Below are 26,422 nucleotides of genomic sequence, written 5' to 3'. Positions count from 1 at the left end.
GTGGGCCGCCCGGCCGGCCCCGTCAGCCCGCATCCGCCGACCGCGACCCGGCCGGCTCGTCGAGCACCGGCTCGCCGGTGACGAAGCGATCGAACACGGTGCCGAGCAGCACCGACACGTCGTTCGTGTAGTCGTCGACGAAGAGAGCCCCGGCGAAGGCGATCGAGCCCACCGAGAACACGCCCCCGCCGTTCTCGCGCGGCACCAGCACCAGGTCGGAGTGCACCTTGGGATTGCGCGCACCGCCGAGCACCCGGCTGGTCATGTTGAAGTTCTCGCGCGCCTCGAGCATGTCGTCGGTGTGCCCCACCGAGGTGGCGAGCACCACGGTCTGATCCGGAGTGCCGTGCAGCGGGTTGACCGCGTCGACCTCGAGGCCCGCCGCGCCACCCGAGGAGCCGTAGGCGCCGAAGTCCCGGGAGCGGACCCCCTTCAGCACCCACCCCGCCGGGGAGTCCGCGTCGACCAGCGCGCGGTACCCCGCGGATCCGGTGCTCTTGCCCGCGGCGACGAAACCCACTCCGAAGCTCTTCTGCGGCGGGCGGCCGGCGAAGCGCCAGATGCCGCCCTGGGTGCCGGTGAAGCTGAGGTGGTACTCGCCGGCCGGAGCCAGCCACGCCTGCGTGCCGCCCCAGCGGCGGATCTCGATCACCTGCTCGTCTTCGGGGTCGAAGCCGGTGACCCAGTACATGCCGTTGCCGCCCAGGTACATCAGCCTCCCCCCGTCCGAGACATAGGCCTCGTAGGCCTCGAGGATCTCTCGCGACGGGTACTCGGGGTGCGTGCCGGTCATCACGGTGGAGTAGCGCTTCAGGAGGTCCACCCCCTCGCGGTGCAGGTCGGCGTCGGTCACCACGTCGACCTCGCGGCCGGTGCCGTCGAGCCAGTCGATCAGCTGCAGGTCGCTGGAGAACTGCCACACCGGCCCGTCGTGGTTGTACACGGTGGCCCGCATGGTGAGGATGGGCCGGCGCCAGCTCGAATAGCAGACCCCGTGCCCGTCGGCGTGCGACTCGTACATCGACAGGCCGAGCTCCCGGTGCGAGTCGCGGTAGAGCCACCAGGGGTCGAGCACGGCCACGGCCTGATCCCAGACCTGGGTGCGCGGGCTGTCGACGCCCACGTGATCGTTCGCGTAGGCCAGGTAGGCGTTGGTGGGCAGCACGAGCAGGGCCGGCTTCGTGGCCGTGCCCACGGGCGGGCGCACGATCAGCGGGACCCGGTCCTCGTGGCCGTCGTCGTCGCTCAGCCGGAAGGCGTAGACGCCGCTCGGCAGGCCGTCGGGCACCGTGAGCGAGGCCTGCGACTCCCAGCCGCAGTCGGTCATGTCGGTGCGGTGGAAGTGCATCGCGGCGTACTCGTCGGGCACGTAGCGGTAGTCGAAGGTGTCGCCGCGCCAGCCCGAGGAGATCACGGCACGCGTGGGGTGGTTCACGGCGACCCCGTGGCGGCCGGCCGGGCCGGCGTCGTGCACATGGCTGGGCCGGGCGAAGCCGTGGCGGGTGATGCCGTGCGCGAGGTCCCAGTCGCCGAGGAGCTCCGGATGCGCGCGCAGCTCGGCGAGCCCGGCCGAGGCGGGCAGGGCGGCGGCGACGAGCACGGGGTTCTCGATGCGGCCCTCGAAGCTCTCCTGGGGGAAACGTCCCCCGGCCAGCCAGCCGGCGCCCCAGAGCAGCGGATGCTCCGGAGCCCAGACGGGCTCGGCCGGCAGTGTTCCGGACATCGGGGCGATCGCCGGGATGCCGGTGACCACGCGGTTGCTCTCGAAGGTGCCCGTGGGCTCGATCGAGAAACCCACGGAGTCGCCCGCGATGGCGCCGATCACCACGCGGGCCGAGTACCAGCATCCGCTCGTGTACGGCTGATCGGCCACGAGCTCGGTCTGGCCGGCCTCGGTGGCCACGCGCAGCACTGCGCGACCCTCGGCGGTGATGCCGAACGACCAGCCGGCCGATCCGTCGTCGCTGCGCTGGGCGATCACGGTCTGCGGGTCGCCCCCCGGCAGGGTGGGCTGCAGTACGAGGGCGAGGGTGAGACCGGCGCCGTGGTCGACCGAGTCGTCGGGCTCGACGCGCACGTAGGAGCCGGCCGCGCTGGGCTGGTCGAGACCGGGACCGGTGAAGGCCGGGACCGACTCCACCCGCTGCTCGCGTCGCTCGACGCCGGCGCTCGGGATCTCGAGGGCGTAGAGCCGCACCAGCTCCGCGGTCCACCGCGCCGACGTCGTGCTCACGAAGAGGTCGACCGTGTCGCCCGGGGCGGCGGAGACCACGCTCGTGTAGCCCATGAGTCCGCCGGGCAGCAGGATCTCCTCGTCGGGTGAACTCATCAGATGACTCCGTGATCGGTCAGGCGGAGCAGGAACACGGCGTGTTCGGCCGCGCCGCGGTCGGGGTAGGTGACGCGGGGCGAGAGCGGCACCGGGGGGCCGCCGGGGCGGTCGGAGCGCACGGCGAGCTCGAAGTCGCCGTCGAGATCGAGCACGATGTACCGGGGGAGCTCGGGGTCGGGCGAGCGCCGGAGGAAGTCGAGCACCTCCTTCATGGCCGTGCTCTGGGGGCCGAACGGCCGGTCGCGCTGCTCGGCGATCAATTCCGGCGTGACCAGGGGCCTCACGCGGTGGTCAAGGATGTACCTGTCGTTCTCGGAGAGAACCATTGCATCGCCTTCCTCGGGAGCCACTAGGATCCAATAGACGATACATTGGATCCATACCATTGTCGAAAGGGTGCCGGATGATCGAAACGGTTCTGGGGCCGATCGAGGCTCACCGGCTCGGCGCGACCTCGATGCACGACCACGTGCTCGCCGACTCGTCGCGGCTGCGGCGGCCGGGCTCGCAGCCCGCACCGGCCGAGGAACGGGTGAGCATGTCGACCCTCGGCTACCTGCGCTGGAACCAGCTCGCCTTCGCCGACAACCTGCGCCTCGACGACCCCGAGCTGGCGGTGGAGGAGTTCGCCCTGGCGGTCGCGGCGGGGCAGCAGGCCGTGGTCGACGCCACCTCCTGGGGGCTCGGCCCCGATCATGCGCGGCTCCCCGACATCTCGCGCCGCTCGGGCATGACCATCGTCAGCGCCTACGGCACCTACATCCCGCGCACCCTCCCGCCGCAGATCGCCGCGCTCGGCGAGCAGGAGCTCGAAGACCTCATCGTCTCGGCCCTGACCGATCGTGTGCCCGGCGCCGACTACCGGGCCGGGATGGTGGGCATCATGGGGACGAGCGGCACCGTGGAGCCCGAGGAGAAGGTGGGCCTGCGCGCCGGCGCCCGCGCGGCCGTGCGCACCGGAGCGGCCATGTCGGTGCGCCTCGACCAGCACGCCCGGCCGGGGCTCGACGTGCTCGCGCTGTGCGCCGACGAAGGCCTGCCCGCCGAGCGCGTGGTGTTCACGAACGCCGACGAATACCTGGACGCCGCCTACTGGGGCGAGCTCGCCGCGGCCGGCGCCGTGCTGGAGATGTGCTTCGGCACCGAGGCGAGCCAGCGCGGCCGGGTCGAGAACCCCTCCGACCACCAGCGGCTCGACTTCTTCGTGCCTTTCCTCGAGGCGCATCCGGGCTCCGTGCACGTGCTCGGCGGCTCCAACTGGACCAAGGCGCAGCAACGGCACTACGGCGGATACGGCAACGAGCACCTGCTCGCCCGGATCGTGCCCGAGCTGATCGAGCGGGGTGTTCCGGCCGAACGGGTGGAACGGATGCTCGTGCACGAGCCGCGCCGCCTGCTCGACCGGCCCTCGCCCGCCGCGCCCACCACCCCCGACACCGAGGAGAACTGAGCCATGTCAGAACGAGACGCCCTGCCCGCCGAGAGCGAGTACGTGATCGTGGGCGGAGGAACGGCCGGCAACGTCGTGGCCGCCCGCCTGGCCGAGGCCGGAGCCGAGGTGCTCGTGCTCGAGGCCGGGCCCGACTTCGGTCCGTTCGGGTCGCCCGAGTGGCCCGCCGACATCCTCGACGCGACGCGCCTCGGCCACTCCAACGACTGGGGCTACGACTCCGGCGACACGCTGCCGGTCACGGTCGCCTTCGAGCGGGCCCGGGCGATCGGCGGCTGCTCCGACTTCAACGGCACCACACAGACCTGGGGCCACCGCCGCGACTACGACGGCTGGGCCGAGGCCGGCAACCCCGGCTGGTCGACCGACGAGCTGCTGCCGTTCTTCGAGGCCGGCACGGCGGCGATGCGCGTCAAGCGCTACACCGCCGAGGAGCTGACGCCCTGGCAGTACGCGTGGTACGACGGCGGCACCACGATCGGGCTGCCCAAGCTCGAGACCCTCAACGTGATGGACGAGACGGTGGGTTTCGCGCCGGAGGACAACAACATCGTCGACGGCATCCGCTGGAACACCGCGTTCGCCTACCTCGACCCGGCCCGGCAGCTGCCCGGCCTCACGGTGGTGGGCGAGGCGCACGTGGCGCGTGTGCTCGTGCAGAACGGCGCCGTCACCGGTGTGGAGGTGCAGTGGCGGGGCGCAGCGCACGTGGTGCGCACCCGGAAGGTGGTGGTGGCGGGCGGCGCCTACAACTCCCCGCAGCTGCTGCAGCGCTCGGGCATCGGGCCGGCGGCGCTGCTCGGCGAGCTCGAGATCCCGGTGCTCGTGGAGCTCCGGGGCGTGGGGGAGAACCTGCACGACCAGCCGTTCGCGCTGATGAGCTGGTCGGGAACCGAGCGGATGGAGCGCGAGATGGGTGCTCTGCGCGAGACCGGCTGGGCGCCCGACGAGCAGGCGATGGCGAAGGCCGCGTCGAGCTTCGACCCCGAGGTCTTCGACATGCACTTCCTTCCGTACAGCCCCAGCCACCTGTTCGACCGCAAGCGCTGGAGCTGCGGGGTGGGCGCCCTGCTGCCCGACTCGCGCGGCTTCGTGCGCATCTCGAGCCGCGACCCCGAGGCGAAGCCCGTGATCGACCATCGCTTCCTGAGCGACCCCGCCGGCCACGACGCGCGGGTGCTGGCTGAAGGGATGGAGCAGTTGCGGGCCATCGCCGGCACGTCCACGATGGCCGGGCTCGTGGGTGCCGAGATCCACCCGGGGCCCGAGGTGGGCGACCTCGACGCCCTCATCGCACACGTCAACGCGAACCCCGACAACTACTGGCACCCGGTGGGAACCTGCAAGATGGGGCCGGCCTCCGACCCGACGGCGGTGGTGGATGCCCGCGGCCAGGTGCACGGGGTCACCGGATGCTGGGTGGCCGACGCCTCCATCATGCCCGTCGTCCCGCGCGCCACCACCGCCATGCCGGTCGTGGTGGTGGGCGAGCGGATCGCGAGCTTCCTGCTCGAGGATCGCGGCGGGGTGGCGTGAGCGGGGTCGCGGATGCCGGTGCGCTGCACCGGCTCAGCGCCACCGAGCTCGCCGCCGGCATCCGCGAACGGGAGTTCTCGGCGGTCGAGGTGCTCACAGACCACCTCGACCGCATCGAGGAGGTCGACCCCCGCGTGGTCGCGAAGGTGTCACCGCATCCGCGCCGTCGGCCGCTCGCCGAGGTCGACGCGCTGGTGCTGCCGGCCACTCCGGTGACGGCGCCGCCGGCCGTCGACCGCGGTGTCACCCTTCCGGGGCGATGCGCGGCTGCTGAAGGCGGCACGCCCTCGGCGCAGGCAGCGGGATCCAATGTTGGATCCACATATGATACTTTTGGATCCTAGTTGGAGGATGTGTGGAGTACATGAGATCGGTCGACGCGACGGACGCCGTACCGGCTTTGCGCGAGCGGGCTGAAGCGGGCGTGACGGGCATCGATGTCGCCCGGGAGCGTGGGCGCACGACGGGCGCCGGCCACTCGCGCCACTTCAACGCCGCCGGCTCGGCACTGCCCTCGGAGGGCGTCATCCGCACCGTGATCGAGCACCTGCGCCTCGAAGAGGAGCTCGGTGGCTACGAAGCCGCCGCGAAGGTGCGCCCGAGCAGCGAAGACGTCTACTCGGCGGCCGCCGAGCTGGTGGGGTCCCGCGCGAGCGAGATCGCGATCTTCGACAGCGCCTCGACCGGCCTCCGGGTGATCGTGGACGCCCTGCGGCCCGCCCCGGGCAGTCGCATCGTGGCCTCGACCAGCACCTATGTCAGCCACGCCTTGCACCTCATGACCATCGCGCGCGAACGCGACGTCGAGCTCGTGATCGCCCCCGTCGACGCGCAGCGCCAGGTCGACCCGCAGGCTCTGGACAGCATCCTCTCCGACGGCCGGCCGACGATCGTGAGCATCGCGCACATCCCGACCTCCTCGGGCCTCGTGGAACCCGCCGCCCGCATCGGCGAGGTCACCACGCGGCATGGCGCCACCTACCTGCTCGACGCCACCCAGTCGACCGGCCACCTCAGCACCGACGTGCGCGAGCTCGGCTGCGACGTGCTCGTGACCACGGGCCGCAAGTTCCTCCGAGCGCCTCGCGGCACCGGATTCGCCTACGTGGCCGCCGGTCTCACCGAGCGGCTGCTGCCCTTCGCGCCCGACGTGCGCGGAGCGCAGTGGACCGGGATGGCCGACTGGGAGCTCGTGGACTCGGCTCGCCGCTTCGAGAGCTGGGAGGCGTCGATCGCCGGCCGGCTCGGGCTCGGCACCGCCTTGCGCGAGGCGCTCGGCCGCGGTGTGGGCGAGACCGCCGAGTGGCTCTGCGAGCGCGGTGCGCAGCTGCGCACCGGGCTCTCCGCCATCCCGGGCGTGGTGGTGGCCGATCCGGCCGGATCGCGTTCGGCCATCGTCACCTTCACGGTGGACGAGGTGCCGGCGAGCCGGGTGACCGAACTGCTGGCCGCGCGCGACGTGCGGGTGGTGTCGGTGCCCGACACCCACGGCCAGTGGGATCTCGGTTCCCGCGGGATATCCTCGGTCGTGCGGGCCTCGCCGCACGTGTACAACGACGGCGACGACCTCGCCGCCCTCTTCGACGGGGTCGCGGCGATCGCGGCCTCGGCCCGGAACGGAGAACTCTGAGGTGGCGGACGACGACGCGGACGTGATCGTCGTCGGCCTCGGCGTGCACGGCAGCGCCACCGCCGCGAGCCTCGCCCGGCGTGGCCGCACGGTGCTGGGGCTCGAGCGGTTCGGCGAGCTGCACGAGCGGGGCTCCTCGCACGGCCGCACCCGCATGATCCGCCGGGCATACCCCAACCCCGTGTGGAACGGGCTCGTCGACCGCGCCTTCGACGGCTGGGCGGCGCTCGAGCAGGAGACCGGTCAGACCCTCCTGCACCGCACGGGCGGGCTCTACGCCCACGCCGGCGAGTCGCAGCTGCAGGGCCCCGGATGCGTCGCGGTCGACAGCCGCGAGGAGTTCGAGCGGCTGATGCCCGACTTCCGCGTGCCCGAGGGCTACCGCGCCGTGTACGACCCGAATGCCGGAGTGGTGGAGGCTTCACGGGCGCTCACCGCCTTCCGCTCGGTGGCGACCGCGGGCGGAGCCCAGCTGCGCTTCGGAGAGACCGTCATCGGCTGGGAGAGCACCGAGGCCGGAGTCGTGGTGCAGACGGATGCCGGTGAGTACCGGGCTCGACGGCTCGTGCTCTCGGGCGGCCCGTTCCTCGGCCGCCTGGTGCCCGAGCTCGCCGACCTGCTCGAGGTGTGGCGCATCCTCACCGTCACCGTTCCCGCCGGCCAGGCGATCGGGCGCCCGCCCGGGCTCGGCGCCTTCTCGGTCGACCGCGCCGAGGGGCTCGTGTTCGGCATCCCCGACGCCGACGGCAACGGAGTCAAGCTCGGGGTCGATGCGCGTGAGCTCTGGGACCCCGAGACTCCTGTCGCGCCGCCCACCGGAGCCGAGGTCGACTCCCTGCTCGCCCTCCTGGAGCGATACGTGCCCGGTCTCGAACTGCGTCCGGCCGACGCGGCCGCCTGCCTGTACACGATGACGGCCGACAAGCGCTTCGTGATCGGCCCGCTGGCCTCGAGCCCCGGCGTGGTCGTGGTCTCGGCCTGCTCCGGTCACGGTTTCAAGTTCGCGCCCGCCGTCGGCGAGGCCGCCGCCGATCTCGCCGACGGCATGGCGCGCGACGACCTCGACTTCGTGTCGACCGCCCGGCGGGGGATCTGAGATGGGCTCGGTCGCGATCGCGGCGCCGCACGTCGAGGCCGTCGCCGCCGCCGAGGCCGCCGTGCGGGCCGGGGGCAACGCCCTCGATGCCGCCCTGGCCGCGGCGGCGATGCTCACCGTGGTCTACCCGCACCAGTGCTCGCTCGGCGGCGACCTGATCGCGCTCGTGCGCACCCCGCGGGGGGAGACCCTCTCGGTGGTCTCCGCCGGGGCGGCGCCGGCGGGCATCCTCGGGGCGGCGGCCGGATGGCCCGCCATGCCGCGCCAGGGGGTGCACACCGTCACCGTGCCCGGAATCGTGGCCGGGTGGACGGCCCTAGCCGAGCTCGGCGCCCGGCTGCCGCTCGGCGCCGCCCTCGCCTCCGCCGCCGAGACCGCCGATGCGGGCACCATCGTGAGCGCGGGGCTGGAACGTGCCATCGACTCGCGCACCGCGCAGATCGCGGCCGACCCCGGGCTCTCGGCCGTCTTCGCACCGGACGGCCGGCTCCTCCGCGAGGGGGACGCGCTGAGGCAGCCCGCCCTCGCGGCGACGCTGCGTCGCCTGGCCGGCGACCCTGGCGACTACTACACGGGCGAGACGGCCCGGGTGCTCACCGCGGCGCTCGCCGCGGCGGGCGGCACCCACACGGCCGGCGACTTCGCCGCCCACCGTGCCGAAGTGGGGCCGGCCGTCGAGGCCGAGGTGGCCGGTGGGCGCTGGTTCACCGCGCCGCTGCCGTCCGCGGGCGCCCTGACGATCGGTGTCGTCGGCGCCGCGACCGCGGCGTCGCCGGCGGAGGCGTCTGCCCCCCACGACGTGGCGCTGCTCGACGCCGCGCTCCGCGGGGTCGCCGCGCGCGCCGCCTACCTCGGCGACCCGCGCGCGGGCTCGGCCGACGTCACCGGGCTGCTCGAACTCCGCACCGCGCCGCCCGCTGCGCCCGGCGAGTCGCCGGCGCAGGGCGACACCGTCGCGATCACCGCCGCCGACGACGAGGGCTGGGGCGTCACCGTCATCCAGAGCGTCTACATGACCTTCGGCAGCGGCATCCTGGAACCCGTCACCGGCATCGTGCTGCACAACCGCGGCGCCGCCTTCACCCTCGACGAGCACTCCCCGGGCCGCCTGCGCCCCGGCGCCCGGCCCCCGCACACCCTCGCCCCGGTGATGGTGCAGGATGCCGGCGGTCTCGTGATCGCCGGCTGTCAGGGCGGGCGCGCCCAGCCGTGGATCCTGGCGCAGCTGCTGCCCGCGTTCCGCGACCGGGCGGTGACGCTGGCCGAGACGCTGGCCCGGCCGCGCTGGGTGGTGGGCGACGTCGATCTCGGCCAGGAGCGCCTGACGCTGGTGGTGGAACCCGAGGTCGATCCCGCCGTGGTGACCCACGCCGAGGCCATCGGCCTCCCCGTCGCCCGCTTCGCCGGCCCCGACGACTCGGCCGGCCACGTGCAGGTCGTCCGTGTCGCCGCGCGCGTCGGCGCGCATCCGTCCGATGCGTCGTCGCGCGAGGACCCGCCGCCGGCGGCGCCGCTGGAAGCCGCGAGCGATCCCCGGGCCGACGGCGCCGCGCTCGTCGTGACCGTCTGAGCCGCAGCACCCCGAAACCCGCACCACCCCCGCACCCCGTCGTCACCCGAACCGCCCGCACCACCTGGAGGAGCACCATGACCACCCGCCACTGGAGCGATCCGCTCACCCCCGCCGAGATCGACGAGGTCAGCGCCCTCGTGAAGGCCGACTCCCGCATCGGCGCGAGCCCCCGGTTCTGGGGCATCGCCGTGGAGGAGAACCTGGCCCGCGGTCTTGCCGACGGCCAGGGGCGCCCCGTGCGGCTCGTCGTGATGAACCCGGGCGAGCACGCCGCCTGGGAGATCACGGCCTGGACCTCCGGCACCGACCGCGAGGCCTCGATCGGCGGCTGGAGCCCGGTCGACGCCAAGCGCCCCGGAGTCTCGTCGGAGGAGGCGCGGATGGTCGCCCAGGCCGCCCGCGCGCATCCGCTCGTCGTGGAGGCCCTGGCCAAGCGGGGCATCACCGACACCTCGCTGGTGTGGGTGGACCCCGAGTCGATCACCGGGTTCGAGCCCGAGGACCTCGCCGACCGCCGCCTGTCCTGGGGCACGGTCTGGCATCGGGAATCGCTCGACGACAACGGCTACGCCCGCCCGGTGGCGGGCCTCGTGCCCATCATCGACCTCGAGACGCTCGAGGTGGTGCGCCTCGAGGACCACGGGGTGATCCCGATGGCCAGCGAGGGCGGCAACTACCGCAGCGGCACCTGGGGCCCCGACCGCACCGTCGCACCACTCGAGATCACGCAGCCCGAGGGCCCTGGCTTCTCGGTCGACGGGCATCTGGTGACCTGGCAGAACTGGCAGTTCCGGGTGGGCTTCACCCACCGCGAGGGGCTGGTGCTGCACGATGTGAGCTACACGGATGCCGGCCAGGTGCGCCCGGTGCTGCGCCGCGCGGCGGTCAACGAGATGTACGTGCCCTACCTCGACGCCGACCCCACCGCGTACCGCAAGAACTTCTTCGACTGGGGCGAGTACGGCGCCGGCCCGCTCACGGCCTCGCTCGAGCTGGGCTGCGACTGCCTGGGTGAGATCCACTACTTCGACGCCTTCGCGCTGGACGGCCTCGGCGAGGTGAAGACCATCGCGAACGGCATCTGCCTGCACGAGGAGGACGACTCCATCCTCTGGAAGCACGTGAACACCCGCATCGACGAGGCCGAGGTGCGCCGATCGCGCCGCCTGGTGATCTCGTTCTTCGCCACCGTGGCGAACTACGACTACGGCTTCTACTGGTCGCTCTACCAGGACGGCTCGATCGAGCTCGAGGTCAAGCTCACCGGCATCCTCTCGGTGTCGGGCATCGACGACGGCCAGACCCCGCTCTCGGGCCGGATGGTGAGCCCGAACGTGCAGGCGCCCACCCACCAGCACTACTTCGCCGTCCGCCTCGACACGGAGGTCGACGGCCCGTCGAACCGCCTCGTGGAGGTGCACGCCGAGGTGGAGGAGGACGAAGCGCTGAACCCCTACGGCAACGCCGTGAAGATGGTGCCCACCGTGATCGCCTCGGAGACGGAGGCCGGACGGGTGAACGACGCCTCGCGCGCGGTGCACTGGCGGGTGGAGAGCACCGATCGCACCAACCGCTTCGACGAGCCGACCGCCTACCGGCTGCTGCTGCCCAACACCACCCGGCTGTTCGCCAAGCCCGGCAGCATCGTGGAGCGCAAGGCCCCGTTCGTGGCGAAGCATCTGTGGGCAACGGCGTACGACCCGCAGGAGCGCTTCATCGCGGGGGAGTACCCGAACCAGGCGCCCCTGGAGGCCGAGGGCATCACGGCCTGGCAGCAGGCCGATCGTCCGCTCGACGGCGCGTCGCTCGTGCTCTGGCCCGTGCTCGGCGTGCACCACTACCCGCGCCCCGAGGAGTGGCCGATCATGCCCGTGGCCCGCATCGGCCTGCGCCTGGAGCCCGACGGCTTCTTCACCCGCAACCCCTCGCTCGACGTGCCGGAGTCCACGGCCGCGAGCTGCCACCCGGGCGCCGCGCACGGCGAGCACGACCACGGGTCGCACGACCACGGCGGGCATGACCACGGGTCGCACGACCACGGCGCGCACGCGCACCACTGACCCGATGGGCGGGATCGTGCACGCCGCTGCCCTCGCCCCCGCTGCGGTGGCCACCTGCTGCCTGGTGGCCGACCGCGGCCGGCGCCGCACGGCCGAGCTCGTGGTGTCGGCCGTGATGCTGCTCGCCATGCTCGACGCCGTGTCGGGCCACCCGATGGTGCCCGTGCTGCTCTGGTCGGTGCTGCTCGTGGCCGCCGGCATCGGCCTGGCCCTGGCCGGCAGCCGTGCCTCGCGCCCGGCCGGACGCCCCGGCGCCGGTGCGGCTCGGCCGGTGCCTCGGCCGGCACTCGCGGGCGCCCTTCCGGCGTCATCGGCGGCCACGACGCCGTCGGCGCACGCGGACCACGATCGCCGCGCCACCGCGCACGCGGCCCTCGGCTGCATCGTGATGGCCGGTGCGCTCGCCGTGCTGATGGGCGGAGCCGGCGTTGTGGAGGGCGGCCATCACGGCGGCTCGCCGTTCTCGCTGACCGCGCTCGTGGCGGCCATGGCGCTCGCCTACGCGGTGGCTTCGTTCGCGGCGGCCACCCGGGGGCGCTGGCAGCTGCGGGCGCAGCACGCCGGCATGGGTGCATCCGCTCTGGTGATGGGCGTCGCCGCCTTCTTCTGAGGCCGCGGCGCGGGGCCGGCCCGCAGCCGCGGAGGAGGGCTCGAGCGGCCCTAGCCGCGGAAGACGGTGGACGAGCGCTGCTCGTACCACCGGGCGAGGTGCTCGCCGGCCTTCAGCACGTGCTCGCGCATCTCGCGGCTGGCCCGCTCCGCGTCGCCGGCCTCGATCGCCTCGATGATGCGGATGTGCTCGAGATAGTTCTCCTCGCGGTGCCGGGGATCGTTCACCAGGAGCTGGGCCGAGACGTTGCGCGGAAAGGCCTCGTTGATCTCGTCGATGGTGCGCGCGAGTCGCTGGTTGGCCGACACCGTGGTGATGGTGTTGTGGAAGACGTCGTTCTCGTGCCGTGCTTCGAGCGCCGTCTGCAGCCCGGGCTCGCGTTCGCTCAGCGGCCGGTCGAACATCTCCTGGTTCGAGACGCGCAGGCGTTCGAGGTCGCCCTTCGAGATGCGGTCCACGGCGCGCGCGGCGGCGAGCGACTCCAGCTCGGCGCGCACCTCGTAGGCCTCGCGCACCTCCCAGGGTGCGGGCACGCGCACGACGGCGCCGCGGTTGGGCACCACGTCGATCAGTCCGCCGGTCTGGAGCTGGCGCAGGGCCTCGCGCACCGGAGTGCGGCTCACCCCGAAGTCGCTGGCGAGCTCCGCCTGGCGCAGCTGGGCGCCGATCGGGATGTCGCCCGACATGATCCGCGCGCGGATCTTCGCCGCGATCTCGTCGACCAGCGCATGACCGGTCGCGTCGCTGACGACGGCGTCCACTGAGGTCATCCTTGTTCCCTTTCGCACCCGGCGGGCACCCTGCCCGGCGTTTGGAACGGTAGCAGACGAGTGCAGATGAGATACAGAACCACGCGGACGGGGCACAACTACGCGTAGATTGGATCCATAACGCACGTGATAGGATCCATTTATGTCCACCCTCGACGCCTCTCCCGAGCTGTCCGCCCTCGTGCGCGGCATGACTCTGGTTGCCGACGGCGTGCTCGCGATCGACCTCGTGCCGGCGCCCGGGTCGACGGCGGCCTGGCCCTCCTGGGAGCCCGGCGCCCACATCGACCTCGTGCTGCCGGGTGCGCCGGTGCGCCAGTACTCGCTCTGGGGCGACCCCGCCGACGGCGTGCTGCGCATCGCCGTGCTGCTCGAACCCGAGAGCCGCGGCGGCTCGGCCTACGTGCACCGCACCTTGCGGCCGGGCGACATCGTCACCGTGCGCGGTCCGCGCAACCACTTCGTGCTGGAACCCGCGGCCGAGTACCTCTTCGTCGCCGGCGGCATCGGCATCACCCCGCTGCTGCCGATGGTGCGCCGGGCCCGCGAGCTCGGAGTGCCGTGGTCGCTGGTGTACCTCGGCTCCTCGGCCGGGCGGATGCCGTTCCTCGACGAGCTGGCGGGGTTCGGCGACGGCGTCGTGCTGGTGCCGGGCGACCGGGTGGAGCGCGCCGACCTGGGTGCCCTGCTCGCCGCGCATCCGGGTGCGCTGGTCTACGCGTGCGGACCGGAGCGCATGCTCGGTGAGCTGCAGGGCCTGCTGGCCGACGGTGACCGTCTGCGCCTGGAATACTTCGCCGCGCCCGAGACCGAGGCCGGCGCGCCTGCGGCGGGATCGTTCACCGTGCGCCTGGAGCGCACCGGGGTCGACCTGGAGGTGACCGAGGACATGACGCTGATCGAGGCCATGCGCGGCGCCGGCGTCGAGGTGCTCTCGGATTGCGAGGAGGGCATCTGCGGCAGTTGCGAGACCGGGGTGATCTCCGGCGAGGTCGATCACCGCGACTTCGTGCTCACCAAGCAGGAGCGCGAACGGAACGACTGCCTGATGGTGTGCGTCTCGCGCTCAGCCTGCCCTCTGCTGGTCCTGGATGCCTAAGTGGATACAATTGCGTAAGAATCGGATACCGATGGGAGTCATGCCGTGCTGAAGCAGGAAGACAACGAGAAGATCACCCGCTCCGGCCCCGGAACGCCGCTGGGAGTGCTGCTGCGCTCGTACTGGCAGCCGGCCGGCCTGGTGTCGGAGATGCCGGGCGACCGCCCGGTCAAGGCCATCCGCATCATGAGCGAAGACCTCGTGCTGTTCAAGAAGCGCCAGGGCTGGGGTCTGATCAGCCGGTACTGCGCCCACCGCGGAGTCGACCTCTCCTACGGGCGGCTCGAGGAAGACGGCCTGCGCTGCCTGTACCACGGCTGGCTCTACGACGGCGAAGGCAAGTGCATCGAGCAGCCCGCCGAACCCGAGCACAGCCAGTTCCTCGGCAAGATCCGCATCGCGAACTACCCCTGCGTGGAGAAGAACGGCATCATCTTCACCTACATGGGCGCCGGAGATCCGCCGCCCTTCCCCGACTACGACTGCTTCATCGCGCCCGAGGAGTACACCTTCGCGTTCAAGGGCCTGTGGGACTGCAACTGGCTGCAGGGCCTCGAGGGCGGCATCGACCCGAGCCATGTCTCCTTCCTGCACCGCTTCATCCAGGAAGACCCGCGTGAGGTCTACGGCCAGCAGTTCAGCGAAGAGGTCGAGGGCACCGGCAAGAAGCTCTCGATGCTCGTGGGCGAGAGCTTCCGCCCCGACATCGAGGTGGAGAGCGCCGACCACGGCCTGCGGGTGTTCGCCATCCGCCAGCTCACCGAGGACATCAAGCACGTGCGGGTGACCAACCTGATGTTCCCGAACGCCTTCGTGGTGCCCTTCGGCAACTCCAAGGTGTTCACCCAGTGGCACGTGCCGATCGACGACGAGCACCACTACTGGTACATGATCTGGTACGACTTCGCGGAGGTCACCGACAAGGAGACCCTGCTGCAGCAGCGCCTCGAGGGCGTCACCCTGCCCGACTACCGCCCGGTGCGCAACCGCGACAACAACTGGGGCTTCGACCCGCGCGAGCAGGAGGAGCTCACCTACACCGGCATGGGCCTCGACATCAACGTGCACGACCAGTGGGCCGTGGAGAGCATGGGCCCCATCCAGGACCGCACGGTCGAACGCCTCGGCGTCTCCGACCGCGCCGTCACCGCCAACCGCCGGATGCTGCTTCGCGCGATCGACGCCTTCGCCGCCGGTGGACAGGTGCCCTCGCACCCGGTGAGCGCCGAGGAGGCCGCGGCCCTCACCGGCCCGCTCGCCATGGACACCATCGCCGCGAACGACGCCTGGCAGAGCCGCTGGATCGAGCGCGAGACCGAGCGCCGCCAGGCCTCGCCGTGGGCGGCCAAGCCCGGCGCGGAGGTCTCCGTCGATGCATGAGCGCAATGTCGACGAGCGTCCCGTCGCCGAGGGCGGCGGGGGGATCTCGGCCCGGCCCATCCTGCAGAAGGACCGCGGCGGCTTCATCGACGAGCACGGGCTCTGGGGCGAGGCGCAGTACGCGGCGGCCGGTCAGCTGCGCCGGGTGATGGATGAGCTCGGCATCGAGATGGTGCGGTTCTCCTTCGCCGACCAGCACGGCATCCTGCGCGGCAAGACGCTCGCCAGGGCGGCTGTGCCGGCGGCTCTGCGTTCAGGCGTGACCGCGCCGAGCTCGTTGCTGCTTAAGGACACCTCGGGCCAGTCGGTCTTCTCGGTGTTCTCGGCCGAGACCGGCGTGGGCGTCGACGGCTTCAGCGGCGCCGGCGACATCGTGCTCGTGCCCGACCCCACCACCTTCCGGGTGCTGCCCTGGGCCGAACGCACCGCCATCGTGCTCTGCGAGCTGCGCTTCCCCGACGGCGGCGTGGTGCCGTTCTGCACCCGCACCCTGCTGCGCACCGAGCTCGAGGCGCTCGCCGCGCGCGGCCTCGGCATGCGGGTGGGCGCCGAACTGGAGTTCCACGTCTACCGCAGCGAGGGTGACGAGCTGCGGGCCGAGCACGTCGGCGCCCCCGGCCGCCCCGGTGCGGCGGTGCCGGCCCACCCCACCACCCGCGGCAGCCAGCTGCTGCACGACGACGGCCTCGACTCGATGCAGCCCCTGGTCGACGCGCTCTACCACGGGCTCACCCGTCTCGACCTGCCGCTGCGCTCGATCGAGCTGGAGTTCGGCCCGAGCCAGTTCGAGCTCACCATGGAGGCGGGCGACGCGGCCGAGATCGCCGACGCGATCGTGCTGTGCCGCACCGCGGTGCGCAGCATCTGCGCGCGGCTCGGCTACCACGCCACCTTCATGTCGCGGCCGCAGGGCGCCGACGGCGCCTCCACCGGGTGGCACCTGCACCAGTCGCTGTACGAGCTCGGCTCGGGCGAGGGCGCCTTCGTTCCGGATGCCCCGGGTACGGTTCTCTCGTTGCTCGGCTCGAGCTACCTCGCGGGCCTTCTGGCGCACGCCGCCGCAGGTGCCGCCTTCGCCACCCCGACCGTGAACGGCTACAAGCGCTATCAGCCGTTCTCGCTCGCCCCCGACCGCATCGCCTGGGGCATCGACAACAAGGGCGCGATGATCCGTGCCGTCGGCGGCCCCGGCGACCCGGCCACCCGGCTCGAGAACCGCTCCGGCGAGCCCGCCGCGAATCCCTACCTCTACATCGCCTCCCAGCTCGTGAGCGGGATGGACGGGGTCGACCGCGGCCTCGTGCCGCCCGCTCCCACCACCGAGCCCTATGCGGCCGACGCCGAACCGCTGCCCACGAACCTCGGCGCGGCCGTCGACGCCCTGGTGGGCGACGAGGCCTTCCGCGCGGCCTTCGGCGGAGCGGTCGTGGACTGGTACGCCACCATCAAGCGCGCCGAGTTCGCCCGGTACCTGCGCCACGTCTCCGACTGGGAGCAGCGCGAGTACTTCGGCATCATCTGACTTCGGCATCACCCAGCGACTGCCCCCACCGAGCAACGGAGACCACCATGACCACCAGGAGTGCGCTGCCGGCGCTCGCCGACTACGAGCCCTTCCTCCGCGGATCCGACTGGGTCGCGCTGGAGGACCGCGAGGTGCTCTCGATCATCGACCCCGCGACGGAGGAGCTGCTCACCACGGTGGCGCAGGCCACCGCCGCCGACGTCGACGCCGCCGTGGCCGCGGCCGTGGCCGCGCACGAGGACCGCCGCTGGCGGGGCCTTCCGCCGCTCGAGCGCACGCGCATCCTGAACCGGGTGGCCGAGCTGATCGAGGAGCAGCTCGAGGAGCTCGCCGTGCTCGAGACGCGCGACAACGGCAAGCCGATCGAGCGCTCCCGCGCCGACACCCTGACCGCCGCCCGCACCTTCCGCCACTTCGCCGGAGCGCCCTCGCGGCTCACCGGCACCGTGGTGCCGATCGACGACGGCGGGCACCACGTCTACACGGTGCAGGAGCCGGTCGGCCCGGTGGCGGCGATCCTGCCCTGGAACTTCCCGATCATGACCGCCTCGTTCAAGCTCGCGCCGGCGCTCGCCGCGGGCTGCACGGTGGTGGCCAAGCCGGCCGAGGACACCCCGCTCACGCTGCTGCGGCTCGCCCGCATCCTGCTCGAGGCCGGCGTGCCCGAGGGTGTGGTGAGCGTGCTCACCGGCGACGGGCGGGTGGGCGCCGCCCTCACGGCTCACCCCGGCATCGCCAAGGTGACCTTCACAGGCTCCACCGAGGTGGGCCGCAGCGTGATGCACGCCGCCGCCGGCGACTTCAAGCGCATCACCCTCGAGCTCGGTGGCAAGAGCCCGAACATCGTGTTCGAGGACGCCGATCTGGATGCGGCGGTCACCACGGCAATGCGGGCCTCCTTCGGTCACTCCGGCCAGATGTGCACCGCGGGCAGCCGCCTGATGGTGCAGCGCTCCATCCTCGACGAGATGATCGAGCGCCTCACCGCGGCGGTGCGTGCCGTGCCCGTGGGCGACGGACTGGCCGGCGGGATCAGCGTCGGCCCCCTGGTCTCCGAGGAGCAGCGCGAGCGCGTGCTCGGCTACATCGAGGCCGGCGTGGCCGAGGGCGCCACCCTCGTGGCCGGCGGCGGCACCCGCGCACCCGGCTACTACGTGGAGCCCACCCTGTTCACCGGGGTGACCAACGACATGCGCATCGCACGCGAGGAGATCTTCGGACCCGTCGTGGGCGTCATCCCCTTCGACGACGAGGCCGACGCCGTCCGCATCGCCAACGACACCTCCTACGGCCTGGCCGCCGGAGTGTGGACCCGGGACCTCGCCCGGGCGCACCGGATGGCCGGGGCGCTGCACGCGGGCACGGTGTGGGTGAACACCTACAACGTGTTCGACCCGGCACTGTCGTTCGGCGGCGTGGGGGAGTCCGGCCTCGGCCGGGACCTCGGCGAGGAGGGCCTGCGCGGCTACCTCGAGTCCAAGAGCGTCGTGATCGCGCTCTGATGGACAGCGTCCAGAGCGTCACCGGTCCCCTCGCCCCGGCCCAGCTGGGTGTCACCCTGCCCCACGAGCACGTCTACATCAACATGACGACGACCACGCCGCAGGACGGCTACCTGAACGTGGCCGCGGAGATGGAGGCCGAGCTCCGCCTGTTCTCGGCGGCCGGCGGCTCCACCCTGATCGACATGACGAACGGCGAGCTCAGCGACTACGCGGCGCCGATCGGCTGGAGCGACGACGTGCGGGTGATGCAGCAGAACCCCGACACCGGCTCGCGCTCGATCGCGAACGTGCTCGCCACCAAGGCGATGGCGGAGGCCACGGGGGTGCAGGTCATCCTGGGCACCGGCCACTACTACGACACGTACCTCGACCACCGCTGGTTCGACCGCAACTCGACCAACAAGATCGCCGAGTTCCTCATCGCCGACCTGCTCGACGAGATTCCGGGCACCGGAGTGCGGGCCGGGATCATCGGAGAGATCGCCTCCGACCTCTCGCACATCACGGCGATCGAGGAGCGCTCGTTCCGGGCGGCCGCCCGCGCCAGCCGCGAGACCGGCATCATGGTGTCGACCCATGCGGCCACGTTCCCCACCGGTCTCGCCCAGCTGGAGATCATGGTGGAGGAGGGCGTCGACCCCTCGCGCGTGGTCATCGGCCATGCCGACACGGTGAAGAGCGTCGACTACTCGCTCGAGCTGCTGCGCAAGGGCGCCTTCGTGGAGTTCGACTGCCTGATGACCTGCCGTATCGGCGGCACCCTCGTCATGCACCAGATCGAGCGCCGCATCGCCTACCTCAAGACGTTGATCGAGGCCGGCTACGCCGAGAAGCTGCTGCTCTCGCAGGACGTCTGCCAGCGTTCGCACCTGCGCGCGCTCGGAGGCCCCGGTTACACCTTCCTCTTCGAGGACTTCGCGGCGATCGCCCTCGAGCGGGGCATCGACCCCGAGGTGCTGCGCTCCATCCACGTCGACAACCCCCGCCGCGCGATCTTCGGCGAATAGCCGCCGACGCGCCTGCCCCGCCCGCCCAGCACGAAGGATCCGGATGCCCATCCACACCGTCCTCGGACCGATCGAGCCCGCCGAGCTCGGCCCCACCTCGATGCACGAGCACCTGCTCAGCGACCTCAGCCTCTGGGCGAAGCCGCCGCGCGAGCTCCCGCCGGAGGGAGTGGGGATGGGCCCGGAGCTCACCGCCTATCTCCGCTGGAACGCACTCTCGCTCCCTGAGAACCTGCGCCTGCACGATCCGGCCGTGGCGGCCGAGGAGCTCGCCTGGGTGCGCGCGGCCGGCGGGTCGGCCGTGGTCGAGCTCACGCTCGACGGCATGGGCCGGCGCCTCGCCGAGCTGCCCGGGATCTCGCGTCGGGCCGGTGTGCACGTGTGCGTGGGCGCGGGCTTCTACGTGGAGGAGACGCTGTCGCCCGAGGTGAAGGCGGCGGGCGTCGACGAGCTCGCCGAGCAGCTCGTGGCGCAGCTGACCGAGGGCATCGACGGCACCGGCATCCTTCCCGCTCTGCTCGGTGAGATCGGCACCAGCTGGCCCATCACCGAGGCCGAGTGGCGTGTGGTGCGCGCGGCCGGGCGGGCCGGTGCGCTCACCGGCGCCTCCGTCTACATGCACCTCTCGTTCCGCGGGGCGGGCGGGCTCGACGTGCTCGCGGCCCTGGTGGAGGAGGGGATGGCGCCCGAGCGCGTGATCATCGGCCACCTCGACGAGCGCTGGGACCCGGGGTACCACCGCGAGGTGGCCCAGGCCGGCGCGGTACTCGGCTACGACACCTTCGGCTCCGACTTCTACTACGGCACTCCGGCGCTCCGGAACCCCTCCGACGGCGAGCGGCTAGAGATGGTGGAGTGGCTGCTCTCGGAGGGCTTCGGCTCGCAGCTGATCATCGGCGCGGACGTCTGGACCCAGGCCAATCTGCACCGCAACGGCGGCAACGGCTACGACCACCTCTTCCGTCGCATCGGCCCGGCCATCACCGAGCTGGCCGGCGGCGACGAATCAATGCTGCGCACCATCCTGATCGACAACCCCCGACGACTTCTGGAGCGACCATGACCGAGACCGACACCTCCTCCGCCGCGCTGCCCGGTGCGGAATCCGCCCCTGCTGCCGAGGCCGCGCACGTCGTCGGCGCCCCGGTGCTCGTGGTGGTCGACATCCAGGGCGGATCGGGGCAGAGCGCACCCGGCGAGGGCGGCATCCCGATCATGGGCGGCCGCGCCGAGCGCGCCCCGCGCCAGCTGGCTCTGGTCACGGCCGCCCGCGCCGCCGGGGTGCCGGTGGTGTTCATCCAGGAGGTGCACAAGGCCTCGCTCGTCGACATCGGGCGCGAGCTCGACGGCGAGGAGGGGCCGCACTGCATCGAGGGCGACGACGGCACCGCCCTCGCCGAGTGGCTGCTGCCGCTCCCCGAGGAGTTCCTCATCCGCAAGCGCCGCTACTCGGCGTTCTTCGGCACCGAGCTCGAGATCGTGCTGAAGGCGTACAAGGCCGAGACGCTCATCCTGATCGGCGGGCTCACCGACGTCTGCATCCATTACACCGCGGTCGACGCCCACCAGCACGACTACCGTGTGCGTGTCGTGCAGGATGCCGTGGGCGGCTCGAGCGAGCGCGCCCACACCGCCGCGCTCGAGGCCGTGCGCTACCTCCAGCGCGACGCCCTCGTCGACACCCGAGACGTGATCGCCTACTTCGAGGAGAAGATCCCCGCATGAGCTCCGACGACCTCACCACCTGGAGCGCCCACGCGCTCGCCGAGGCCATCCGCACCCGCGCCGTCACCTCGGAGGAGGTGGTGGCCGCGCATCTCGCCCGCATCGACGAGCTGAACCCGGCCGTCAACGCCGTCGTGTCGCTGCGACCCGAGCAGGCACTCGCCGAGGCGCGCGAGCTCGACGCGCTCACCGCTCGCGGACTCTCACTCGGCCCGCTGCACGGCCTGCCGATGGCCGTGAAGGATCTGATGGACGTGGCGGGCGTGCGCACCACCCACGGCTCGCGCATCTACGCCGAGCACGTGGCCGGAGCCGACAGCGTGATCGTCGCCCGGATGCGGGCCGCCGGCGCCGTCTTCGTGGGCAAGACGAACGTGCCCGAGTTCGGTGTGGGTTCGCACACCTTCAATGAGGTGTTCGGCCCCACCCGCAATCCCTATGACCTCACCCGATCGGCCGGCGGTTCGAGCGGCGGCGCGGCGGCGGCGGTCACGAGCGGCATGCTGCCCCTGGCCGATGGATCCGACCTGGGCGGCAGCATCCGCAACCCCGCCTCCTTCGGCAACCTGGTGGGGCTGCGGCCCACGGCCGGCCGGGTGGCCTCCGCCCGCCCGGGCAACGCCTACGACCCCGGATCCGTTCTCGGGCCGCTCACCCGGAACGTCACCGACCAGGCGCTGCTGATGTCGGTGATCTCGGGGCCAGAGCGCCGGGCCCCGCTCTCGATCGACGAGCCGGGCGAGGTGTTCCGCAGCCTCGCGCCGCGGCCCTTCGAGGGGGTGCGGATGGCCTACTCCGCCGATCTCGGGGGCCTGCCGCTGGACCCGGAGGTGCGGGCGGCGACCGAGGCGGCGGCCCGTCTCGCGGCCGAGCTCGGCGCCGAGGTGGTGCCGATCGACCTCGATCTGAGCGAGGCCGACCTCGTGTTCGAGACCTTCCGTTCGCTGGAGTTCCTCGACGGGCACGGCGACGACATCCGGCTGCACCCGGAGCTCGTGAAGCAGACCCTGAAGGACGACGTCTCGTGGGCGCAGAGCTTCACCGCCGAGCTGATCGTGCAGGCCGGCGCCGGCCGCACCCGGCTGTTCCGCCGCCTGCAGGCGCTGTTCGAGGACTACGCGCTTCTGATCGCGCCCTGCGTGCAGGTGCTGCCCTTCCCGGTGGAGTGGGAGTACCCCACCGAGATCGACGGGGTGGCGATGGACAAGTACTATGCCTGGCAGCGCTCCTGCAGCCGCATCACCGCGACGGCGATGCCGGCGCTCTCGATGCCGGCGGCGTTCTCCTCGGGCGGCCTGCCGATCGGCGTGCAGTTCGTGGGGCCCTACCGGGCCGACCGCGCCCTGCTCGAATACGGCCTCACCTGGGAGGCCGCCGTCGCCCCGGTGATGAACCGTCGTCCGGAGGTCTCCGCATGAGCGACGTCAGCAGCGCGAGCTGGCTCGCACCCAACCTCACGCTGCACGGATCGGAGCACGCCGTCAGCTCGGGTCACTACCTCGCCTCCGCAGCGGCCTTCGCCATCCTGGAGGCCGGCGGCAACGCGGTCGACGCCGGCTGCTGCGCCGGCATGGCCCTCGCCGTGCTGCACGCCGACGAGGTGAACTTCGGCGGGGTCGCGCCCATCATGATCCGCACCGCCGAGGGCCGGACGGTGAGCCTGGACGGCCTCGGTGTCTGGCCCCGCCGTATCCCGGCCGACCTGTTCCAGCGGGAGCACGGCGGCACCATCCCCATCGGCATCCTGCGCACCGTGGTTCCGGCGGCGCCCGACGCCTGGATCACGGCCCTGCGCGACCACGGCACGATGAGCTTCGCCGAGGTGGCGGATGCGGCCCTGCGGCTCGCGAGGGACGGCTTCGCGGTCTTCCCGCTGCTGGCCGACGGCATCGCGAAGCGGCAGGCCGGCTACCGGCGCTGGCCGGCGAACGAGGCCATCTACCTGCCGGGCGGCCGGCCGCCCGAGGTGGGGGAGCGGTTCGTGCAGACCGACCTGGCCCACACCATCCAGGTGATGATCGACGCCGAGCAGCGCGCGGGCGGTGGCCGCATCGCCGGCCTGGAAGCCGCGCGCGCCGAGTTCTACGAGGGCGAGATCGCGGATGCGATCGTGGCCTACCACGAGGAGAACGGCGGCTACCTGCGGCATGACGACCTGGCCGAGTTCCGCTCGCGATACGAGCCGGTGGTCGAGGTGCGCTGGCGCGACTTCACCATCCTCACCTGCGGTGCCTGGTGCCAGGGCCCCATCCTCTCGGAGGCCCTGCTCATCCTCGAGGAGTTCGGTCTCGACGGGCTCGAGCACAACAGCGCCGAGTATGCGCACCTGGTGATCGAAGCGCTGAAGGGGGTCTTCGCCGATCGGGAGCATCACTTCGGCGACCCGGAGTTCGTCGACGTGCCCCTGGACCGCCTCCTCGGGCCCGAGCACATCGCGGCTCGCGCGGCGGCGATCCACGCCGAGCATGCGGCCGAAGGGCTTCCGGAGCCGCTCTTCGGCGTCTCGCAGGCCCTGCCCGAGGCGATCAGCGCCGAGGAGGTGCGGCACATCGGCGAGGGCGGTACCAGCTACGTCTGCGTGGTGGACCGCTGGGGGAACGCCTTCTCGGCGACGCCCTCCGACGGAGCCTCGACGGCCCCGGTCATTCCCGGCACCGGCATCGTGCCGTCGTTGCGCGGTCTGCAGTCACGGCCCGACCCCGCGCATCCCTCCGGTGTGGCCCCCGGCAAGCGTCCCCGTCTCACGCCCAACCCGGCCATCGTGGTGCGCGACGACGGCAGCGTGATGCCGTTCGGCTGCCCCGGGGGCGACATGCAGGTGCAGGCGATGGTGCAGGTGTTCCTCAACGCGTTCCACTTCGGCATGGACCTGCAGCAGGCCGTGAACGCGCCCCGCTTCTCGACCTGGAGCTTTCCGAACTCCTTCGCGCCCTTCGACTACCTCGCCTCGCACGTCTTCCTGGAGGACCGCTTCGACGAAGAGGTGCTGCAGGGGCTGGAGGCGCGCGGGCACGACGTGCGGCGCTGGCCGGGCTACACCCGGGATGCGGCGGCCGTCGAGGCGATCTACCGCAACGCGCTCACCGGATTCCTCGAGTCGGCGGCCGATCCGCGTCAGCCTGCTCAGGCGGTCGTGCGATGAGCGCGGCCTGGCCGCCGGTCGCGACGATCCTGCGCGCGCCGATCGTGACGATGGATCCCGAACGGCCCGACGCCGAGGCGATGGCGGTCGCCGGGGACCGGATCGTGGCGGTCGGCTCGCTCGACGACGTGCGCGCGGCGGTGCCGGGTGCCGGAGAGGAGGCGCTCGGCGGCGTGATCCTGCCCGGCCTCATCGACGCGCACCTGCACATGGAGCGCGGTGGACTCAAGGCGCTCGCCTACGCTGCCGACGTCACCACGGTCGAGGAGTTCATGGCCGTGATGCTCGACACCGTCCACGAGCCCGAGTGGCCGGGCGGCGAGCCCACGCCCGCGGAGCGTGTGGCCGGCCTCGAGAAGGTCCAGCCGCTGCTGCACGCGCTCGGCTTCACCGGCGTGGTGGACCCCGCTGTGACGATCGACGAGCTGCGCGGCTACCGGGAGGCGCACCGGCAGGGCCTGCTGACGATGCGCACGGTCGCGATGCCCTATCTCGAGCTCGGCAGTGCGGCGATCGCCGACGTCGACGCGGCCATCGCCCACCTCGACGGGGTGGGTGTGGCCACCGGCTTCGGCGACGACACGCTGCGGCTCGGTCCGATCAAGGTGTACTTCGACGGGGAGGGGCTCCGCGGCGAGGCTCTGCTGAACGAACCGTGGGACGACGCGGGCTTCACCGGGGTGCAGCGCATCTCCGACGACGACTTCGCCCGCCTGGTGCGGTTCTGCGCCGACCACGGCTGGGGAGTGGGCGTGCACGCCGTGGGCGGTGCCGCCGTCGATGCCGTCGCCTCGGTGTTCGCTGCCGAGGCCGAGCGCAAGCCGATCGCCGATCTGCGCTTCCAGCTGATCCACGCATACCTCGAGCCGACCGCCTCGGCCATCGCCGCAGCGGCGTCGGCGGGCGTGATCGCCTCGTTGCAGCCCTCGCTGATCTGGCACAACGGCCGCGGGCTGGTGGAGCGCCTCGGCGAACGGGCGCACGCCGCCAATCCGGTGCGCTCCTGGATCGACGCCGGCGCCCGGGTGGCCTTCGGTTCCGACGGGCCGTTCTTCACCTTCGATCCGCGTGTGCTGATGGAGCAGGCGATCGGCCGCCGGGTGTCGGGGGTCGACCAGCCCCTCGCGCCCGAGCAGGGCATCACGATCGAGGAGGCCCTGGCGGCCTATACGACCGGGGCTGCCTGGGCGAGTCTCGCCGAGCACAGCCGTGGGATGATCCGCCCGGGTCTCTACGCCGACTGGGCTCTGTGGTCGGCCGATCCACGGGAGGCCGCGCCCGGCGGTCTGAGGGCGCTCTCGGTGCTCCGCACGGATGTGGGCGGCCGCACGGTGCACGCGGCGCCCGCGCCGCGATAGCGGCCGGAGTTTTACACCCCGGAAACAGTGGAGCATTGTGCAGTGTATCCACAGTTTACTACATTGGATCCAATGCTCCTCCCGCGTTCGTCATGAACACCCTCACAAGGAGATCCATCCCATGCACCTCTCCCTCCGGACCATCCGGCGCGCCGCAACCACGGGGATCGCCGTCGCCGGCGTCGCCCTGCTCGCCACCGGCTGCTCGACGCCGAGCACCGCCGCCGATCCCACCGCCGCGGCCACCGCCGCCCCGGTCAGCGGCAGCATCATCTGGGCCGACTACGGCGGACCCACGAATGAGAGCCGCCAGCTCGCCTACTTCGACGGCTTCGATGCCGATTCCGGGGCCGAGGTCGTCTCGGTCTCGCTCGAGGACGCCATCTACTACGCCATGCTCGACGGCGACGCCGGCGACTACGACGTGATGCAGACCAGCTCCGCCGACGTGCTCGCCCACGCCGAGAACCTCACCGAGGTGCCGGCCGGCATCCAGGGCGACCTGCTGCCGGAAGACGTGCGTCCCTACATGGTGGGCGGCTTCGTGTTCGGTGTGGCCCAGGGCTGGCTCACGAAGACCTTCGCCGACGGTGGGCCGAAGGACTGGGCGGACTTCTTCGACAC

Annotated in this window: 22 protein-coding genes; 19 read left to right on the top strand and 3 right to left on the bottom strand. The window is 72.1% G+C overall.

What is annotated here, in order from left to right; all coding sequences use genetic code 11:
- Nucleotides 1–22 precede the first annotated feature (22 nt).
- Both VD659_RS10890 and VD659_RS10885 read right to left on the bottom strand, forming a co-directional pair.
- Nucleotides 23–2,329, bottom strand: a complete 2,307-nt coding sequence (locus VD659_RS10890; RefSeq protein ID WP_423261125.1) for a N,N-dimethylformamidase beta subunit family domain-containing protein — start codon at nucleotides 2,327–2,329, stop codon at nucleotides 23–25.
- Nucleotides 2,329–2,658, bottom strand: a complete 330-nt coding sequence (locus VD659_RS10885; RefSeq protein ID WP_423261124.1) for a hypothetical protein — start codon at nucleotides 2,656–2,658, stop codon at nucleotides 2,329–2,331. Before VD659_RS10885 ends, VD659_RS10890 begins: the two co-directional genes overlap by 1 nt.
- A 77-nt stretch (nucleotides 2,659–2,735) precedes the next feature.
- Here VD659_RS10885 and VD659_RS10880 point away from each other — a divergent pair, with 77 nt between their 5' ends.
- The 8 genes from VD659_RS10880 (at nucleotide 2,736) to VD659_RS10845 (ending at nucleotide 12,287) form a co-directional block, all read left to right on the top strand.
- Nucleotides 2,736–3,782, top strand: a complete 1,047-nt coding sequence (locus VD659_RS10880) for a hypothetical protein (protein WP_423261123.1) — start codon at nucleotides 2,736–2,738, stop codon at nucleotides 3,780–3,782.
- 3 nt (nucleotides 3,783–3,785) lie between these two features.
- The gene (locus tag VD659_RS10875; protein WP_423261122.1) at nucleotides 3,786–5,318 is read left to right on the top strand and encodes a GMC family oxidoreductase; all 1,533 of its coding nucleotides are present in this window, start codon (nucleotides 3,786–3,788) and stop codon (nucleotides 5,316–5,318) included.
- A complete protein-coding gene (locus VD659_RS10870) occupies nucleotides 5,315–5,662 on the top strand; it encodes a hypothetical protein (RefSeq protein WP_423261121.1) in 348 nt (115 codons plus the stop codon). The genes VD659_RS10875 and VD659_RS10870 overlap by 4 nt, the downstream gene beginning before the upstream one ends.
- Nucleotides 5,663–5,682: 20 nt before the next feature.
- Nucleotides 5,683–6,948 carry an aminotransferase class V-fold PLP-dependent enzyme gene (locus tag VD659_RS10865; RefSeq protein WP_423261120.1) on the top strand — a complete coding sequence of 422 codons (1,266 nt, stop codon included), beginning with the start codon at nucleotides 5,683–5,685 and terminating at the stop codon, nucleotides 6,946–6,948.
- A gap of 1 nt (nucleotide 6,949) precedes the next feature.
- The gene (gene solA / locus VD659_RS10860) at nucleotides 6,950–8,044 is read left to right on the top strand and encodes an N-methyl-L-tryptophan oxidase (RefSeq protein ID WP_423261119.1); all 1,095 of its coding nucleotides are present in this window, start codon (nucleotides 6,950–6,952) and stop codon (nucleotides 8,042–8,044) included.
- Between the two features lies 1 nt (nucleotide 8,045).
- Nucleotides 8,046–9,614 carry a gamma-glutamyltransferase gene (locus VD659_RS10855; RefSeq protein WP_423261118.1) on the top strand — a complete coding sequence of 523 codons (1,569 nt, stop codon included), beginning with the start codon at nucleotides 8,046–8,048 and terminating at the stop codon, nucleotides 9,612–9,614.
- A 77-nt stretch (nucleotides 9,615–9,691) separates the two neighbouring features.
- Nucleotides 9,692–11,677, top strand: a complete 1,986-nt coding sequence (locus VD659_RS10850; RefSeq protein ID WP_423261117.1) for a primary-amine oxidase — start codon at nucleotides 9,692–9,694, stop codon at nucleotides 11,675–11,677.
- The gene (locus tag VD659_RS10845) at nucleotides 11,634–12,287 is read left to right on the top strand and encodes a hypothetical protein (protein ID WP_423261116.1); all 654 of its coding nucleotides are present in this window, start codon (nucleotides 11,634–11,636) and stop codon (nucleotides 12,285–12,287) included. The genes VD659_RS10850 and VD659_RS10845 overlap by 44 nt, the downstream gene beginning before the upstream one ends.
- 50 nt (nucleotides 12,288–12,337) lie before the next feature.
- Here the strand turns inward: VD659_RS10845 and VD659_RS10840 are convergent, their stop codons facing one another.
- A complete protein-coding gene (locus VD659_RS10840; RefSeq protein WP_423261115.1) occupies nucleotides 12,338–13,057 on the bottom strand; it encodes a GntR family transcriptional regulator in 720 nt (239 codons plus the stop codon).
- Nucleotides 13,058–13,199: 142 nt separating this feature from the next.
- Between VD659_RS10840 and VD659_RS10835 the strand changes: the two genes are divergently transcribed.
- From VD659_RS10835 to VD659_RS10785, 11 genes are all read left to right on the top strand, one after another.
- Nucleotides 13,200–14,156, top strand: a complete 957-nt coding sequence (locus tag VD659_RS10835) for a PDR/VanB family oxidoreductase (protein WP_423261114.1) — start codon at nucleotides 13,200–13,202, stop codon at nucleotides 14,154–14,156.
- 45 nt (nucleotides 14,157–14,201) lie between these two features.
- On the top strand, nucleotides 14,202–15,536 hold the full coding sequence (locus tag VD659_RS10830) for a Rieske 2Fe-2S domain-containing protein (RefSeq protein WP_423261113.1): 1,335 nt from the start codon (nucleotides 14,202–14,204) through the stop codon (nucleotides 15,534–15,536).
- Entirely contained in the window at nucleotides 15,529–17,058 is a 1,530-nt protein-coding gene (locus VD659_RS10825) for a glutamine synthetase family protein (protein WP_423261112.1), read from the top strand. Before VD659_RS10830 ends, VD659_RS10825 begins: the two co-directional genes overlap by 8 nt.
- A gap of 47 nt (nucleotides 17,059–17,105) precedes the next feature.
- Nucleotides 17,106–18,563, top strand: a complete 1,458-nt coding sequence (locus VD659_RS10820; protein ID WP_423261111.1) for an aldehyde dehydrogenase family protein — start codon at nucleotides 17,106–17,108, stop codon at nucleotides 18,561–18,563.
- A complete protein-coding gene (locus VD659_RS10815) occupies nucleotides 18,563–19,573 on the top strand; it encodes a phosphotriesterase family protein (RefSeq protein ID WP_423261110.1) in 1,011 nt (336 codons plus the stop codon). The genes VD659_RS10820 and VD659_RS10815 overlap by 1 nt, the downstream gene beginning before the upstream one ends.
- 43 nt (nucleotides 19,574–19,616) lie before the next feature.
- Complete coding sequence (locus tag VD659_RS10810) at nucleotides 19,617–20,636, top strand: phosphotriesterase family protein (protein ID WP_423261109.1); 1,020 nt, start codon at nucleotides 19,617–19,619, stop codon at nucleotides 20,634–20,636.
- Nucleotides 20,633–21,298 (top strand): cysteine hydrolase family protein, encoded by a 666-nt coding sequence (locus tag VD659_RS10805; RefSeq protein ID WP_423261108.1) that lies wholly within the window; start codon nucleotides 20,633–20,635, stop codon nucleotides 21,296–21,298. The genes VD659_RS10810 and VD659_RS10805 overlap by 4 nt, the downstream gene beginning before the upstream one ends.
- A complete protein-coding gene (locus VD659_RS10800; protein ID WP_423261107.1) occupies nucleotides 21,295–22,716 on the top strand; it encodes an amidase in 1,422 nt (473 codons plus the stop codon). The genes VD659_RS10805 and VD659_RS10800 overlap by 4 nt, the downstream gene beginning before the upstream one ends.
- Nucleotides 22,713–24,440, top strand: coding sequence for a gamma-glutamyltransferase family protein (locus tag VD659_RS10795; RefSeq protein ID WP_423261106.1), 1,728 nt, complete (start codon nucleotides 22,713–22,715; stop codon nucleotides 24,438–24,440). Before VD659_RS10800 ends, VD659_RS10795 begins: the two co-directional genes overlap by 4 nt.
- Nucleotides 24,437–25,798 (top strand): amidohydrolase, encoded by a 1,362-nt coding sequence (locus VD659_RS10790; RefSeq protein ID WP_423261105.1) that lies wholly within the window; start codon nucleotides 24,437–24,439, stop codon nucleotides 25,796–25,798. Before VD659_RS10795 ends, VD659_RS10790 begins: the two co-directional genes overlap by 4 nt.
- Before the next feature lie 121 nt (nucleotides 25,799–25,919).
- The coding region (locus tag VD659_RS10785) for a hypothetical protein (RefSeq protein WP_423261104.1) at nucleotides 25,920–26,422 on the top strand (503 nt) is incomplete at its 3' end.

The organism is Herbiconiux sp. 11R-BC (assembly GCF_049472555.1).
Lineage (GTDB): Bacteria > Actinomycetota > Actinomycetes > Actinomycetales > Microbacteriaceae > Herbiconiux.
The sequence above is the reverse complement of the archived record's forward strand: the minus strand, read 5'-3'. Positions and strand labels throughout refer to the sequence as shown.